The 14117-nt window shown below is 67.5% G+C and carries 14 protein-coding genes and 1 pseudogene; 7 read left to right on the top strand and 8 right to left on the bottom strand.

The genetic code is table 11. The annotated features are described in order from the left end of the window. Positions 1-8: 8 nt before the first annotated feature. The 4 genes from ACOOHF_RS01790 to ACOOHF_RS01775 form a co-directional block, all read right to left on the bottom strand. Positions 9-1187 (bottom strand): AAA family ATPase, encoded by a 1179-nt coding sequence (locus tag ACOOHF_RS01790; RefSeq protein WP_420463137.1) that lies wholly within the window; start codon positions 1185-1187, stop codon positions 9-11. Positions 1188-1278: 91 nt separating this feature from the next. Then, a complete protein-coding gene (locus ACOOHF_RS01785; protein ID WP_420463136.1) occupies positions 1279-1827 on the bottom strand; it encodes a helix-turn-helix transcriptional regulator in 549 nt (182 codons plus the stop codon). A 311-nt stretch (positions 1828-2138) separates the two neighbouring features. Further along, positions 2139-2495, bottom strand: a complete 357-nt coding sequence (locus ACOOHF_RS01780) for a nucleotidyltransferase domain-containing protein (protein ID WP_420463135.1) — start codon at positions 2493-2495, stop codon at positions 2139-2141. 99 nt (positions 2496-2594) lie between these two features. Further along, the gene (locus ACOOHF_RS01775) at positions 2595-3047 is read right to left on the bottom strand and encodes a DoxX family protein (protein ID WP_420463134.1); all 453 of its coding nucleotides are present in this window, start codon (positions 3045-3047) and stop codon (positions 2595-2597) included. Between the two features lie 197 nt (positions 3048-3244). Here ACOOHF_RS01775 and ACOOHF_RS01770 point away from each other — a divergent pair, with 197 nt between their 5' ends. From ACOOHF_RS01770 to ACOOHF_RS01750, 5 genes and pseudogenes are all read left to right on the top strand, one after another. Beyond that, entirely contained in the window at positions 3245-4519 is a 1275-nt protein-coding gene (locus ACOOHF_RS01770) for a DNA polymerase Y family protein (protein WP_420463133.1), read from the top strand. Between the two features lie 7 nt (positions 4520-4526). Continuing rightward, entirely contained in the window at positions 4527-4805 is a 279-nt protein-coding gene (locus ACOOHF_RS01765) for a hypothetical protein (protein ID WP_420463132.1), read from the top strand. 5 nt (positions 4806-4810) lie between these two features. Then, positions 4811-8425, top strand: a complete 3615-nt coding sequence (locus ACOOHF_RS01760; protein WP_420463131.1) for a DNA polymerase III subunit alpha — start codon at positions 4811-4813, stop codon at positions 8423-8425. A gap of 93 nt (positions 8426-8518) precedes the next feature. Next, positions 8519-8983: a hypothetical protein gene (locus ACOOHF_RS01755; RefSeq protein WP_420463130.1), complete on the top strand. Its 465-nt coding sequence runs from the start codon at positions 8519-8521 to the stop codon at positions 8981-8983. Continuing rightward, positions 8950-9315, top strand: a pseudogene (locus ACOOHF_RS01750) (formylglycine-generating enzyme family protein); the annotation flags it as partial. The gene ACOOHF_RS01755 and the pseudogene ACOOHF_RS01750, both read left to right, overlap by 34 nt. 216 nt (positions 9316-9531) lie before the next feature. Here ACOOHF_RS01750 and ACOOHF_RS01745 read toward each other — a convergent pair. The 3 genes from ACOOHF_RS01745 to ACOOHF_RS01735 all read right to left on the bottom strand — a co-directional run bounded on the left by ACOOHF_RS01745 (position 9532) and on the right by ACOOHF_RS01735 (position 10892). After that, entirely contained in the window at positions 9532-9792 is a 261-nt protein-coding gene (locus tag ACOOHF_RS01745; protein ID WP_420463129.1) for a DUF4160 domain-containing protein, read from the bottom strand. Beyond that, the gene (locus ACOOHF_RS01740; RefSeq protein ID WP_419936430.1) at positions 9785-10069 is read right to left on the bottom strand and encodes a DUF2442 domain-containing protein; all 285 of its coding nucleotides are present in this window, start codon (positions 10067-10069) and stop codon (positions 9785-9787) included. Before ACOOHF_RS01740 ends, ACOOHF_RS01745 begins: the two co-directional genes overlap by 8 nt. A gap of 94 nt (positions 10070-10163) precedes the next feature. Continuing rightward, complete coding sequence (locus tag ACOOHF_RS01735; protein ID WP_420463128.1) at positions 10164-10892, bottom strand: DUF4377 domain-containing protein; 729 nt, start codon at positions 10890-10892, stop codon at positions 10164-10166. 297 nt (positions 10893-11189) lie between these two features. Between ACOOHF_RS01735 and ACOOHF_RS01730 the strand changes: the two genes are divergently transcribed. Both ACOOHF_RS01730 and ACOOHF_RS01725 read left to right on the top strand, forming a co-directional pair. Then, positions 11190-12518, top strand: a complete 1329-nt coding sequence (locus ACOOHF_RS01730; RefSeq protein ID WP_420463127.1) for a formylglycine-generating enzyme family protein — start codon at positions 11190-11192, stop codon at positions 12516-12518. Positions 12519-12597: 79 nt separating this feature from the next. After that, a complete protein-coding gene (locus tag ACOOHF_RS01725; RefSeq protein WP_419936433.1) occupies positions 12598-12972 on the top strand; it encodes a cupin domain-containing protein in 375 nt (124 codons plus the stop codon). Positions 12973-13589: 617 nt separating this feature from the next. Here the strand turns inward: ACOOHF_RS01725 and ACOOHF_RS01720 are convergent. Further along, positions 13590-13982, bottom strand: a complete 393-nt coding sequence (locus tag ACOOHF_RS01720; protein ID WP_420463126.1) for a hypothetical protein — start codon at positions 13980-13982, stop codon at positions 13590-13592. Between the last annotated feature and the right edge of the window lie 135 nt (positions 13983-14117).

The following is a 14117-nucleotide window of genomic DNA, read 5'->3' as shown; positions in this document are numbered from 1 at the left end:
TAGGAGATCTAAGGTTCGGGCATCGTCCGTTTCAAGTACTGGTCGAACAGCGGCACGGTGAAGGCCGTGTCGCCGTGGGCCGGGCTGTAGATCATCCCCTTCTTTATCAGGTTCGAGCGCGTGGGTGCGACCCTCTGGACGAGGCGGCCCATGGCGTTTGCGATTTCTCCCGAACGGTGCGGACCCGGCCCGAGTTCACCCATGGCGCGGAGGTAGCGTCGCTCGAAGGGCGTCGTGCGCTCGAAGCGAACCCGGAAGAAGGTGTTGTCGAGTTCCCCGATCGCGACAGGGGAGGCTGACTCCACATCGGAGCGCGTCACGGTTGGACCGTCGGCGACCGTCCAGCAGGCGCTGCCCCATTCCTGAAGGAAATAGGGGTATCCATCCGTGATTCGCAGGATTTCCTCAAGCGCGTCGGAGGAGTAGGCGGCTCCGAGACGGTTCGCGGGCGCCTCGAGCGCCTGCCTGGCGGCGTCGCGGGGTAGCGGACCGATCTCGGGGAAGGCGAACATGCGCTCGGCGTAGGACTTCGCGACGCCGACGTGGCCCACGAGCTGGGGCAGACCGGATCCGATGAGGGCGACCGGCAGCTGGCGTTGTGCGACCCGGTGCAGGGCGGAGATGAGCGCGCCGAGCTGTTGCTCCTTCACGTACTGTATCTCGTCGATGAACAGGACGAGCACCGTCTTGCGGGCGCGCGCCGCCTCGCCCGCGACCTGAAGCAGCGCGGCGAGGTCGGTGTCCAGGTCCCCGCTGTCCGCGACGCCCTCTTCCGCCTCCAGATCGACCGAAAAAGTGATGTCCTCGTAGCTGACCTTCATCGCGCGGACGAACCCGGCGAGCGACCTCCGCGCCTTTCTGGCCAGCTCCCTGGCGTGGGCGCTGCGGCTCAGCCGTATGAGAGCGGAGTTCAGCGGTCCCGCGAGCGCCGCCGGGAGGGACCGGTCCTCGGGCGCCTCGATCAACGCGCACTCGAACTCTCGCTTCTCCGCATCATGAAGGATCCGGTTCAGGAGAACCGTCTTCCCGACTCCGCGCAGGCCGACCATGAGAAGACTCTTGGCCGCGAGGCCGCCGCGCAGCCGGTCGAGCGCGATTTCGGCGTCCTCGATCAGCGCATCGCGCCCCACGAGTTCGGGAGGGGGCGTGCCTGCTCCGGGTGCGTACGGGTTCGTTCGCCGGTCCATTTATATCAAAGTTATCTCGGTTTATCTCGATAAGCAACGATGTGATTCGATGAGGTTCGTCAGTTCATCAACCGTGAATCCAAGAAAGAGGTCAGCCGCCGAGGGCGGGGCCAGCCAGCGGCCGCAGGTCGGGACGGTCCTGCGGATCGAGTTGGCGGAAGTGGTGCCGCAGTTCGAGCGCCGCGTTGATCGCCGCCCGCAGGTGATCCTGGGATGACCACGGTTCGCCTCCGAGAACTCCCCTCAGCCAGCCTTCCACGTCGGACCAGCGCCAGAACCGGTACCGGTCGTGAGGGTTGTTGAGGGGCGCCGGAAATCCGCCCGGCCCGCGCTTTCCATTCACCCACAGCCGGACGCACTCGCGCGAGCGTCCGATCCGGGCCGCGATTTCGGACATCGACACGAGATCGAGGTCTGCGATCCGAGCCACCCGGAGACCATCGACCGATTCGGCATCGGCGATCGCCGAGGAGATCGCCTCGTAAAGGCTCGCTGCCTTGCGGCTGAAGTCCATGACCGGGATTCCGACGGTGGTTCCGATCAGCGCGTCGTCGCAGCCGGCTTCGTAGAGGGCATCGAACACGTCCGGGTCGTGGATATCCACTCCCTCGACGATCAGCGTAAAGCTATGGGTCGTCATTTCTTTACTTCCTCTCCTCCTCCGTGAGGGCAGCGGCGCACGGTCTCCCACAGATCTCTGGAATAGTCGCCAGGGTTCCGCGGCGTGGAAGCGATAAACTTCCGGCAGGCACCCCTGCCGGTCGCCGGGCAGTACATCACGCCCCAGCTATGCCCGGAGGATTTCGGTATGACCGTCCACCCGGCTTTGCGGGCGATGGCCAGCGCCTTCTCGATGTCTTTCTTCGGATGCCTCCGGAGCCTGATCATGCCCCACGGTGTTGCGTCGTGTCAACATCGTATCAACCGGCACCCGCGGGCGAATGGCGTGGTTCAAGCGGTCTGGTAGACGATCCGACCTTCTCGCAGCGCCGGTTTGATGACTAGCGCGTGCGTGTCCTTGTATCGCTCCACATCGTCAGGGGTTACAACGACGATGTCGACTGCGGCCGCGACACCGTACAGCTCTTCGTAGATGTCCCCCATGACGTCCCAGTTGTTGTCGCACTGCTTGACGACGAGGAGATTGACATCGCTGTGAGGGCCCATCTCGCCCCGGGCGGCAGAGCCGAACAGGATGACTTTCTCGGGTTGAGAAGCGGCGACGATTCGCCGGACGATATCGTCCGGCGTCGCGCCATCGAGCGAACGCGCAGCACCCTGTGTCGCTGGTTCCTTCGCGTCAGGCATTCTCGCCTCCACCGAGCCGTTCACGGCCGCGCACAGGCTTCGTGAGCGCGTTCCGAACAAGATAACAGGACTGCGGGCGTGACGGGCGGAAGGTGGTCGTCATGAGGCGGAGCGGCGCGCGAGCCAGCCGTCGAGGCTCAGGCGGTCGTGTTCGAACAGGAGAAGGACGATGACAAGCAGCAGCGTCCGCGGGATCACGTGTGCGGTGAAGACGTAGAGCGGTTCGGCGAGCAGGTGGCCGAATGTGACGAGGATGAGGACGCCGCCCAGTCCCAGCGCGGCGATCCGGCGCTGCCAGCCGACCATCATCAGCGCCCCGCAGGCCAGTTCCACGAACGGGATCGCGACCCCCGTGGCCCACAGCGACCAAGCGGGGAGAAACGTGTCGGCGTAGGCCTCCACGAACATGCCGCGCGCGTGCTGGAGAGCCCCGAGTTCGAACACTTTCCAGAACCCGGCCATGAAGAAGATGAGGCCGAGGATCGTCCGGGCCACGAACGCGGCCCAGCTCCTCGGCGTGAGCGTCTCTCCCGCCTTCGGCTCTGAGTTCATCAGTCGAAAGTAGCCGGATCTGGCCCGACCGGCGACGAATCCGGGTTCTCTTGCGTCCCGCTTCGAACCGACTAGATTTGCGAGCCCATTCTTCGGTTTTTATTCGGTCATTTTTCGGGGATTATATGGACTACAGCGCCGGGGGGACGTGTCGCCCCTCGTCAGAAGCGGGACGTAACGAGGGTCGCGGGAGCCGGATGGCGCTCTGCCTCTGGTGGCCTGGGTTCGAACTGGAGCTGGAGCGGGTCCGGACGCCGCAACTCGTAGACCAGCCGCTTGCGCTGCCGACGCCGGGGGACCGGCGCCGAATCGAGATGGGGTGCGCGCTCGCGGCTTCGTCCGGGGTCGAGCCCGGGATGATCGTCTCGCAGGCGGTTGCGCTCTGTCCAGCGCTCGTCCTCTGCGAGCCGGACCCGGATTTCCATGACGCGGCGCGCGACCGGATTATGGGGATCCTTCGTCTGTGGAGTCCGGTCGTCGAGGGGTCGTCGGATCGGGGGCGGCTGTTCGTGGGGGTCGACGGGCTCGAACGTCTGTACGGCCCGCCCGCCCGGCAGATCGCGGGACTCCGGGCGCGGCTTGAGACGCTGTCGCCGTGGCTCGCGTCGAGCGTTCGGGTCGGCTATGCGCCGGGGAAGTTCGCGGCCTGGGTCGCGGCGCGGTCCGCGGAGCCCGCCCGGGCTGCGGGGTCGGCGAGTTCCGCGCGGCCGGCCGCGACCGTCTGCGTGGCGCCAGCCGATCTGGCCGCGTTTCTCGCGTCGCAGCCGATCGAGGTGCTGCCGGTGTCGCCGCGCATGGTCAAGCGGCTGCGGCGGCTCGGGGTCGGGCGGCTCGGGCGCCTGGTGCGCATGCCCGAGCAGGCGCTCGTGTCGCAGTTCGGGGCCGACGGGCGCCGGGCGCTCGCCTGGGCGCGGGGGGAGCGCATCGACCGGGTGCTGCCGGAGGCGCCGGCCCGGCCGATCCGCGTCGCGCTCGACTTCCCGAGCCCGATCGGGCAGCTCGAACTGCTGCACGCCGCGCTCGATCGGCTCATCCATCGCGCCCTCGAGCATCCGCGGCGGCGAGGCAAGAGCGTCCGCGGCCTCAGGGTGTCGGCGAGCCTCGAAGACGGCGGCTCCTGGTCCATACGCGCGATTGCACGGGAACCCACGAGCGAGCCTGAGCGGCTCGGGGCGTTTCTGCGCTCGCGGATCGCGCTCGACCGGCCCCGGCGTGCGGTCGAGACGCTGCGGCTCGAGTTGTTCCGCTTCGGCCCGGCGAGTGCGCAGGCCGGGCTCTTCGACCCGAGGGAAGGCGCTCCGCATGTGCTCGGGTCACTGGAGACGCGGAACGGCGAGCTTCTGCCGCCGTTCAGGCGCGCGGCGCGCCTGCTGCGGCTTCGGCTCGGCGGCGCCGCGTTGTACCGCGTGCTCGAACTCGAACCGGAGTCACGTCTGCCCGAGCGGCGGCACGCGCTCATGGAACTGGCCTGAGCGGCCCGTGGCGACGAGGCCGAAGCCGCCCGCGGGGAAACTGCGCCCGCTCAACCGGCCGCGTCCGGTGCGGGTCCGGCTCGGCGGCGCCGGCGTGCCCGTGAGCCTCGAGATCCGGGGCCGCTGGCGGCGGATCGGCGCGGTTCTCGACCAGTGGCGGATCGATGACGAATGGTGGAGGGAACCGATCTCGCGCGCCTACTTCTCGATCGTGATCGAGACCGGCGCGCAGCTCACGGCCTACCACGATCTGATGCTGGATCGCTGGTTCCTGCAGCCGGAGTAGGTGCCGTGGACGCCCGGCCGCCCCTGGACGACTACGTCGAACTGCATGCGCACTCGGCCTACTCCTTTCTCGATGGGGCGTCGCGGCCCGAGGAACTCGCGGCGCGCGCGCTCGAACTGGGTTATCCCGCGCTGGCCCTCACCGACCACGACGGGTTGTACGGCTCGATGGAGTTCGCGCGCTTCGCCCGGGCCCACGGACTGCAGCCGATCACGGGCGCCGAACTCACCCTCGTCCCGCCATTCGCCGCCGCCGAACGCACCGAAGGACATGGGGGAGGCGCCGGAGACGTTCCCGCGGGAACGTCCAGAGGCCGCGCGATGGCTGAACGGGCGGCGGAAACGGGCGACTGCCACGTCACGGTGCTGGCGGAGAATGCGGCGGGGTATGCAAACCTGTGCCGGCTCATCACCCAGTCACATATGGAGAACCCGCGCGGGGAGCCCCGGCTCGACCTCGACGCGATTCTCGAGCGGTGCGAGGGGCTCATCCTCCTCAGCGGGTGTCGCCGCAGTCCGCTCCTCGCGGCGCTCGAGCGGGGGAGGGACGAGGCCGAGCGGCTGGCCGGCCGCCTGCGCGACGCGTTCGGCCCCGGCAACCTCTTCGTCGAACTGCAGAACAACGCGGTCCACGGCGACCTCGCGCGCGGCCGGGCGCTGGGGGCGCTGGCCGACCGGCTCCGCATCCCCGTCGTGGCCACGGGCAACGTCCACTACCACGTCGCGGACCGGCACCGTCTCCAGGACATCCTGGTCGCGATCCGGAACCGGACGACGGTCGACGATTCGCACGCGCTCCGCCGTGCCAACGCCTGTTTCCACCTCGCCTCGCCCCGGGAGATGCAGTGGCGCTTCGCGTCGCGGCCCGACGCGCTCCGCAACACGCGGGCGATCGCCGAGCGCTGCCGGGCGTTCGACCTCACGGCCGACCTCGGCTACCGCTTCCCCGACTTCAAGGGGAGCGGCTTCGCCCCCGCCATGCGCGTGCTCCACCATGTGTGCCGAAGGGCGTTCGAGATCCGCTATCCCCTCGGCAGCCGATACCGACGAGAGGCGGAAGAACGGCTCGCCACCGAACTCGCGCTCGTCGACCGCCACGGGTTGGCAGGATTCTTTCTCGTCTATCACGACATCCTCGAACTGGCCCGGGAGGTCGCGCACCGCGTGCGGGGCGACTCGATGCCGCGTCAGTTGCTTCCCCCCGGCCGCGGCCGGGGATCTTCCGTCTCCTCCATCATCTGTTATCTGATCGGGCTCTCCCATGTGGACCCGATACAGACGAACCTCTTCCTCGGCCGCTTCCTGAACGACGCCATGGAGAGTGTCCCGGACATAGACATCGACTTTGCGCGCGACATTCGCGAAGAACTGATCCTCGCGGTCTATGAACGCTACGGGTACGATCATGTGGGGCTCGTGTGCACCTTCCCCACCTATCGCACGCGCTCGATCGTGCGCGAACTTGGCAAGGCGCTCAGTCTGCCTGCCGGCGATATCGAGAAGCTGGCCAAGCTCGCCGAGCCGGGAGAGGGCGGGTTCATGGCGGAGCTCGAACGGATCCCCGGCCTCGAGGCGCGCGCGAACGCGCGGATCTGGCAGGTCTTCGCAGAACTGGCCGAGGAGATCAAGGGGCTTCCGCGCCACATCTCCCAGCATGTGGGCGGGATGATCATCTCGAGCCGGCCCTTGGTGGAGATCGTCCCGCTCGAACCCGCCGCCTGGGAAGGGCGCGTCCTCTGTCAGTGGGACAAGGACTCCTGCGACGACGCGCGCTTCATCAAGATCGACTTCCTCGCGCTGGGGATGATGTCGCTCGTCGAGGAGGCGGTGGAGACGATCCACGTGCGCCACGGCGAGATCCCCGATCTTTCCCGCATCGACTATGAAGACGAGAAGATCTACGACCGCATCTGTTCGGGAGATACGGTGGGTCTCTTTCAGGTCGAGAGTCGTGCCCAGATCCAGATGCTGCGGCGGGTGCGGCCCCGGAATCTGGCCGACCTCGCGGTGCAGGTCGCGATCGTCCGGCCGGGTCCCATCGTCGGTGGGGCGGTGAACCCCTACGTCCGGCGGCGCGAGAAACTGCGCGCGGACCCGGACTACGTCATCCCCTACGACCATCCTCTGCTCGAGGAGGCGCTCGGCGAGACGCTGGGCGTGATCATCTTCCAGGATCAGGTGCTCCAGGTGTGCAGGGCGCTGGCGGGCTTCAGCGACGGGCAGGCCGAGGGGCTGCGGCGCGCCATGAGCCGCAAGCGCTCGCGCGAGGCGCTGCTCCAGTACTGGGAGGCGTTCCGCGACGGCGCGGCGGGGAAGGGGGTCGACGGCCCGACCGCGAAGAAGGTCTTCGAGCAGGTCGTCGCCTTCTCGGAGTTCGGGTTCCCGAAGTCGCACGCGGTCGCGTTCGGGCTCCTCGCGTTCCAGTCCGCGTGGCTCCGCGACCGCTATCCGACCGAGTACTACGTGGGGCTGTTCAACAACCAGCCGATGGGGTTCTACTCGCTCGACGCGATCGGGCGCGACGCGCGCCGGCACGGGGTCGGCGTGCGGCTGCCGGACCTGAACGCGAGCGAGGTCGCGTGCACCGCCGAGGGGGTCGACGTCCGCATCGGGCTCGGCATGGTCCGCGATCTGGGGACCGAGGTGGCCGAACTCGTCGTGGCCGAGCGCGCGCACAGTGGGCCGTTCACGTCGCTGCCCGATTTTCTGCACCGCACCCCGGCCACCCTCAAGCGGGCTGCGATCGAGAACCTGATCTGGGTCGGCGGGCTCGATTCGCTGGGGATCGAACGCCGCGACCTGCTGTGGCAGACGGGGCTCTGGCTGGGCCCGGAAGCCGAGACCGGAACGGAGCGCCGGCGCCGGGAACTCGCGACGAGCGCCGCGGGACTGGGCGGAGACGCGCCGCCGGTACGGGGCCGGCGGAGCACCGACCGCTCGGATCAGGGCCAGATCGAACTCGCGCTCGACGACCCCTACGCGGACCTCCGCTTCGGGGACACGCACGACATGGAGAAGATGATCGCGGAGTACCGCATCCTCTCCTTCGCCGCCTCACAGCATCACCCGTTCGCGCTCGTGGGCGACCACCTGCCCGAGCGTACCGTCTCCTCGGCGCGCTTCGCCGACATCCCCAACGGGAGCGAGGTCCGGGTGGCGGGGATCGTGGTGGCCCGCCAGCGCCCGCATACGGCGAAGGGATACATCTTCATCCTCATGGAGGACGAGTCCGGGCCCATCAACGCGATCGTGAAGCCCGACGTTTATCAGGAGTGCCGCGCCGCGATCCGCCTCGAGCCCTTCCTTTATGTCGATGGAACCCTTCAGAAAGACGGCGCGACGTACAACGTGATCGCCGAGGGCGTCCATCCGCTGCGATTGAGCCCCGAGCTTCGCCTGAGCCGGGAGACGGTCCCTCCGGTGGAGGGAGAAGCGGACACGGCCGCCGAGACGTCGTCCGAGGCGCCTCCGGAGCCCGATTCCGAGCCGACCCACGCCCCGAACCGGCTCGCCGCCGCGGCCAATCGGCTCACCGAGCCTGACCCGTTCGCATACCTGGAGGCGCTGAGACGCGACCCGCCCCCCGCCATGAGTTGGGGCCGCGGCGGCGGCTGCCGCTGAACCGTGGGCCCCTCGTGACAGGGGTCATGACAGAAGCGCGTCGAACCCCCTAAACTGGGTCGCATCACCTGCACTCCGGAGGAGGCGCCGCCCATGAGTCTCCCACGACGGACCATTTTCCCCGGCGTCGCCGGGAGCGCAGCGGCGGGACTCTTTCTACTCGCCGGCTCGTTCCCGGCCGCCGCGCAATCCGGGTCGGCGGCGGTGGTGTGCGTAGGGAGCGAACGGCAGACCCTTCAGACTTCGGGCCCTGTCCGGCGCGTCATCACGGAGGATGTGGCCGTGGTCTACCGGGTCGGCGTGCGGACCGATGACCGGGAGGGGATGGAGCAGTCCCTTCTCGCCGAATTGGGCGAACACGCGGAGGTGTCGTGCACGTGGTCGAACTCCGGAGACAGCTACGTCGTGATCATCCGGTATACGGGGGCGATCAGGGGCGACCTGACGCTGGATCCGGACGACCCGAGGTTCCAGGCCTTCGCGGTGGGCTACGGTACGAGCGCCCAGGCGGCCGAGGAGAACGCGACGAGGGCTGGGGGCGGGGGCGCCGCCCGGTGATCAACGTGAGCTGGGAAGACGCGCAGGCGTACGTGTCGTGGCTCTCGCAGCAGACGGGCGCCCGCTACCGGTTGCTGAGCGAGGCGGAATGGGAGTACGTGGCCCGGGCGGGCTCGCGCACGGCGCGCTACTGGGGCGAAAGCGAATCAGGCCAGTGCCGCTACGCGAACGGGTATGCGAGGTCCTGCGACGACGGGTATGAATGGGAAACGGCGCCGGTGGGGTCGTTCGCGCCGAACGTGTTCGGACTGTACGACGTGCTGGGAAACGTGTACGAGTGGACGGAGGACTGCTGGAACGGGAGCTATGCGGGCGCGCCGACGGATGGGAGTCTTTGCTTCTTGGATAAACGTCCGGGGGAACCCGGCGCCTCCCCGGCCAGAACAACCACAACGGTTTCCGAGTTGCCCGCACACTCTCCTGCTGGAACCGGCGGCCTCACGGGGCGCCGGGTGCGCCCGCGAGCGTCCAGGGATGGTCATGTGAGCCCCGGAGCGCGTCCCTCCTGCCCCGCGCCGTGGGGGAGGGGGCGCGGCTCCACCGCCTGCTTACTCCAGTGGAGCGATCTTGCCGGGAGTCTGGTGACGCCTTGCGCGTTCCCATGCGACGAGCAGATCCGCTTGATGGAGCGAAGCCCACTCGACTACGAAGCCAAGCGCCCGAGGCGGAAGGCGCCCTCTAAGCACGGCGAGGTCCTCGATACCGACAACGGCCTCCGCGCCGCTGTACTCGGCGTGGAAATGGGGTGGGCCATGCTCCCGGAAGTACATGCGAATGACGATGCCGTAGAACCGGCAGACTTCAGGCATGCGAAACCGGGTGGGTGAGTCCCGGAAACACCTGTCGCGGAGACTTGCCGGTCAACTCCAAGTAGAGCGCGTCGGGGCAGAGTTCGATCTCCGAGGACCAGGCGACCGCGCCGTGCGGCGCCAAGTGGACTCTGCCGAATACGTCCTCCTCGTCCCACGCCCGAAAGATACCCTTGCCCGCCAGGTCCGAGAGATCGATTTCGCCGGCAGATCCATCGGCAAACCGAATCCAGATCCGGTAACCCTCGCACGCCCTGACTTCAAGAACGCTGGTCATCGATCCTCAGGTCCTCCGGTCCGGTTCTCCGTCCCAGCCATTCCCCGAACATACTAGGGACCGAGCGCATCCGGCGGAATCTGACGCACGAGCATCAATCGCTGGCAGAGCGCTCGAGCGTCTCCAGCCAGCGATAGCCGTAGGCCGGGACCCGGGGCGACCCGGTCAACCCGTCGGGAAACATGTCGAACCTCTCGACGCGCAGGCGGTAGCCGTAGTCGTGCAAGGGCTGGAAGCCCACGATCTCGCCGCGGAAGGGGGCGCCGTTGACGACCTTGCAGTACCCGGGATAGCCGTCGTCGCACTCGACCCTGTGGCGATCGATGGTGATCTCCTCTTCCGTGCCCTCTGCCCTGATTCTCGAGACGATTTCACTCAACACGTACCGGCCATCGCCATATCTGTCGGCCTCGAGGATGTAGTGGTAGCCCGCCTCGTATTCAAAGCTATTGATCATGTCGTCGTACGGGGTGCCGTCCACCACCAGGCAGAAGTCGTCACTCCGGGCGCATCTGACCCGCGACGGACCTACCGACAAGGTTGCAGGGGTGGATGCCGCCGGGGTCTTCTCCAGTTTCTCCAGGAGACGGTACGCATACCGGCCGGCATCCTGCGGCGGTTCCCCGCCACCCCAGGGATCGTACTTGCCGATCCTCAGGCGATAGTCGTAGCCTGCCTCGTATTCGAATCCTTCGATTCCACCGTAGAAGAGCCTGCCGTCGACCACCATGCATGACTGCAGGCCCACTCCGTAGCACTTGGCCAGGGTGGGGCCGACGGTCACCTCCAGTGTCTCGAGGTATGCGGGCTCGCCCGGTTCCATGGAACCGTCACAGCCGGCAAAGACCAGGGTCGGCAGGAAGAAGAGAGCGAAGCTTCTGCTGCGAATCGGAGTCCTCCTTCGGTACGGCTGCCGCCGCCACGCTGCGTCCCGCGTTGCATCGCAACAGGCATCTGACAGCTCTACTCCAGAATATACTCCTCAGCCGCTTGAAGGTCCTCAGCCCGCGGCGGAGGCCGCCGTTAACAGTCGGAAACTCATGTGACACACGCGTGTAGGCAGCCCTTGAGGTGGGGGGGGAGGCTACTCGATGCCGCTGCACATCGGGAGGCACCGGATATGGGTCTGCCAGAACGAAGCTTCGTCAGCTTGGTCGTCGCCCACGCGGCGGCGGGCCTCATGCTGCTCGCCGGTAGCGTCCCGGCCACTGCGCAGTCCGGGTTGGGAGCGGTGGTATGCGTGGGTAGCGAACTGGCAACGCCACGGACGCCGGAACCCGGCCGCCGCTTCGGCTGGGAAGGTGTGGCCGTGGTCTACCGGTCCGATGCGGCGGCGGCGTACCGGGTCGGTGTCAGGCTCGATGACCGGGAAGCGGAGGAACGGGCCCTGCTCTCGGAACTCAACGATCACGCGGAAACGTCGTGTGTCTGGTCGAACCCCGGGGACCGTCATGTCGTGATCATCAGCTACAACGGGACGATCGGTCTCGATCCGACCCCGGATCCGGACGCCCCGAGGTTCCGTGCGTACGCGGTGGGGTACGGGGAGACCGCGGAGACGGCCGAGACGAACGCGACGACCGCCAACGGCCGTTTTGCCACGTACTACGACGGGAGCGGCTACGAGGTCCTCGTCCGGGAGAGCTGGGGTGACGGAGAGAGCGGGGGGGCGCCCGGGACGCCGGTCCTGCCGCCGGGGCAGGTGTTCCGCGACTGCGCGGTTTGTCCTCAGATGGTCGTCGTGCCGGCGGGGACGTTCACGATGGGTTCGCCGGCATCGGAGGAGTTCCGGGGAGAGGAAGAAGGCCCGCAGCACTCGGTGACGATCGGGGCCCCGTTCGCGGTGGGCGTGTACGAAGTCACGTTCGCGGAGTGGGACGCGTGCGTAAGGGCGGGGGGCTGCGGGTACACGCCGGCCGACCATCGATGGGGCCGGGGGCGTCGTCCGGTGATCAACGTGAGTTGGCAGGACGCGCAGGCGTACGTGTCGTGGCTCTCCGGGCAGACGGGGCAGCGCTACAGGCTGTTGAGCGAGGCGGAGTGGGAATACGCGGCGCGGGCGGGCACGGTGACGTCGCGCTACTGGGGCGAGAGCGTATCGGACCAGTGCCGCTACGCGAACGGCGCGAACGGTTCCAATGACAGCCCACTGTGCCACGATGGGCACGGGAACACCGCTCCGGTGGGGTCGCTCGCGCCGAATGCGTTCGGGCTTTACGACGTGCTGGGGAACGTGTCGGAGTGGACGCAGGATTGCTGGAACGACAGCTATTCGGGCGCCCCGACGGATGGGCGCGCCCGGGAGTCGGGAGACTGTGGCCGCCGCGCCCTCCGCGGCGGCTCCTGGGACATCAACCCGTGGTTCCTCCGATCCGCGAACCGGTTCAGGAACACCCCCGCCAGCCGGGCCATCTATTACGGGTTCCGCGTGGCCCGGACGCTCAATTGAGCGCGGCCCTCCCAGCCGAGCAGCTACTTCGAGAAGTGGCCGGGGCGTCGGGGTAGCCGCCGTTGTATCATGTCTCGCCATGGAGCAGCCGGCAGACGGATCGGAGCGGGCGAGCCGCGGCGAACCCAGAATCGTGGACAAACCGTGGGGGCGCGAGGTGTGGTATGCCCACACCGGGCGCTACGCGGGGAAGATCCTCGAGGTCGAGAAGGGGCATGTCCTCTCGCTGCAGAAGCATCTCGTCAAGCACGAGACGATGCTGCTCCAGTCGGGGCGCATGCGCTTCACGCTGAACGACGACGCGTTCGAATGGACGCCGGGCGAGGTCGTGTCGATCCCGCCCGGTAACGTCCATCGCATGGAGGCGCTCGAGGACAGCGTCATCCTCGAGGTGAGCACGCCGGAACTTGACGACCTCGTCCGCCTGGAGGACCGCTACGGGCGTGCCGGCTGAGCGATCCGGGCCCTCATCGGAGCCACCGCGCCACCCCCCGGACGTTCCCGCGGACAGTCTCCGCGAATGGCATAACAGATTTGCTATGAGTGTATTAGGTGTTCATCAGCCTCCTTCTACCCCCCATTATTCCCGCCAGAATTGAGCGGATTCTCTGAGCTCTCTGTGGCCGTGCTCGGATGCTACACGTCTGAATCGCGTCGCGCCGTGCCCGACCTCGCGGCGGGACGGCAAGGCCAAGCATCTGTCCTACCCTCGTCGAGCCACCCAACGCCTCTGTTGCCAGGGACGCCCTATCGCCCCTCGATCGCCTCGACGATCCGGCAGAGGAGGTAGACGGGTCCACACACCAAAGGCGGGCCGAAAACCGCGATCGTCGCACTGAGCTACAGCGTCGAGCCATCGCCTCCAGCCTCAGCAGCCCGGGCGAATCCGACCACGCCACCGCAGACAAGGAGCACCGCCAGCACGGCGGTGGCGGCCTTGATGCACGAGATCACCAGAGGACCGCCACTTCGCCGTTCGGCCCTCACGCCACTACGCCGAGGGTGCCACGGCGAGGAAGACAGCGAAGGCCGCCACGCCGAGCACGAAGGCGGTGGAGTTGGAAGGGTCCATCAACCGATCTTGAATCCCCCGAACAGGGTGATCCTCGCCAGACGCACCCCGCTCTGCTTGCCGTACACCGCCCCCGTCCCGATGATGGTCGTCCTCGACGGGGTCTTCCGGCACTCTTGGTAGATGACAAGATTCGACGTCAGCCCCTCCTTCTGCTCAGCGTCCATCAGACGCCACAGCACCTCCGAGACGTAAATCTTCGCATCCGTGAACCTGACGTGGCCCTCCGTCTCGAGAGAGCTGATAGCCGGCCTCAGCCGCTGCATCGCCTGACGGCAGGTTGCCGTCGCCTCCGTGGCCGCGATGACGGGGTGGGCGCTGAGCAAGAGCGCCGACAGAATGATACCTCCGGCGAGATGCCGACTCCGTAGTGGGATGACGTGTTTCTTCATCTTCGGTACTCCTTTAGTCAAGCGCATGATACCCGATTTTTCTAACGTCACGGCCCATAGAGAGTGCGGGAGTCCACGATCCAGAGGGGCCAGAATCCATCGGCCGACCCCCCTGCGGAAGTCCTCGCCTAAGTG

It is taken from the genome of Candidatus Palauibacter sp. (assembly GCF_965216145.1).
Classification (GTDB): Bacteria; Gemmatimonadota; Gemmatimonadetes; order Palauibacterales; family Palauibacteraceae; genus Palauibacter.
This window is presented reverse-complemented; position numbering and strand designations above follow the sequence as displayed.

What these genes read in the sequence shown, in the direction of transcription:
- ACOOHF_RS01790 (WP_420463137.1), bottom strand. Translation starts at nt 1,187, where the DNA reads ATGGACCGGCGAACGAACCCGTACGCACCCGGAGCAGGCACGCCCCCT.
- ACOOHF_RS01785 (WP_420463136.1), bottom strand. Translation starts at nt 1,827, where the DNA reads ATGACGACCCATAGCTTTACGCTGATCGTCGAGGGAGTGGATATCCAC.
- ACOOHF_RS01780 (WP_420463135.1), bottom strand. Translation starts at nt 2,495, where the DNA reads ATGCCTGACGCGAAGGAACCAGCGACACAGGGTGCTGCGCGTTCGCTC.
- ACOOHF_RS01775 (WP_420463134.1), bottom strand. Translation starts at nt 3,047, where the DNA reads ATGAACTCAGAGCCGAAGGCGGGAGAGACGCTCACGCCGAGGAGCTGG.
- ACOOHF_RS01770 (WP_420463133.1), top strand. Translation starts at nt 3,245, where the DNA reads ATGGCGCTCTGCCTCTGGTGGCCTGGGTTCGAACTGGAGCTGGAGCGG.
- ACOOHF_RS01755 (WP_420463130.1), top strand. Translation starts at nt 8,519, where the DNA reads ATGAGTCTCCCACGACGGACCATTTTCCCCGGCGTCGCCGGGAGCGCA.
- ACOOHF_RS01745 (WP_420463129.1), bottom strand. Translation starts at nt 9,792, where the DNA reads ATGCCTGAAGTCTGCCGGTTCTACGGCATCGTCATTCGCATGTACTTC.
- ACOOHF_RS01740 (WP_419936430.1), bottom strand. Translation starts at nt 10,069, where the DNA reads ATGACCAGCGTTCTTGAAGTCAGGGCGTGCGAGGGTTACCGGATCTGG.
- ACOOHF_RS01735 (WP_420463128.1), bottom strand. Translation starts at nt 10,892, where the DNA reads ATGGAACCGGGCGAGCCCGCATACCTCGAGACACTGGAGGTGACCGTC.
- ACOOHF_RS01730 (WP_420463127.1), top strand. Translation starts at nt 11,190, where the DNA reads ATGGGTCTGCCAGAACGAAGCTTCGTCAGCTTGGTCGTCGCCCACGCG.
- ACOOHF_RS01725 (WP_419936433.1), top strand. Translation starts at nt 12,598, where the DNA reads ATGGAGCAGCCGGCAGACGGATCGGAGCGGGCGAGCCGCGGCGAACCC.
- ACOOHF_RS01720 (WP_420463126.1), bottom strand. Translation starts at nt 13,982, where the DNA reads ATGAAGAAACACGTCATCCCACTACGGAGTCGGCATCTCGCCGGAGGT.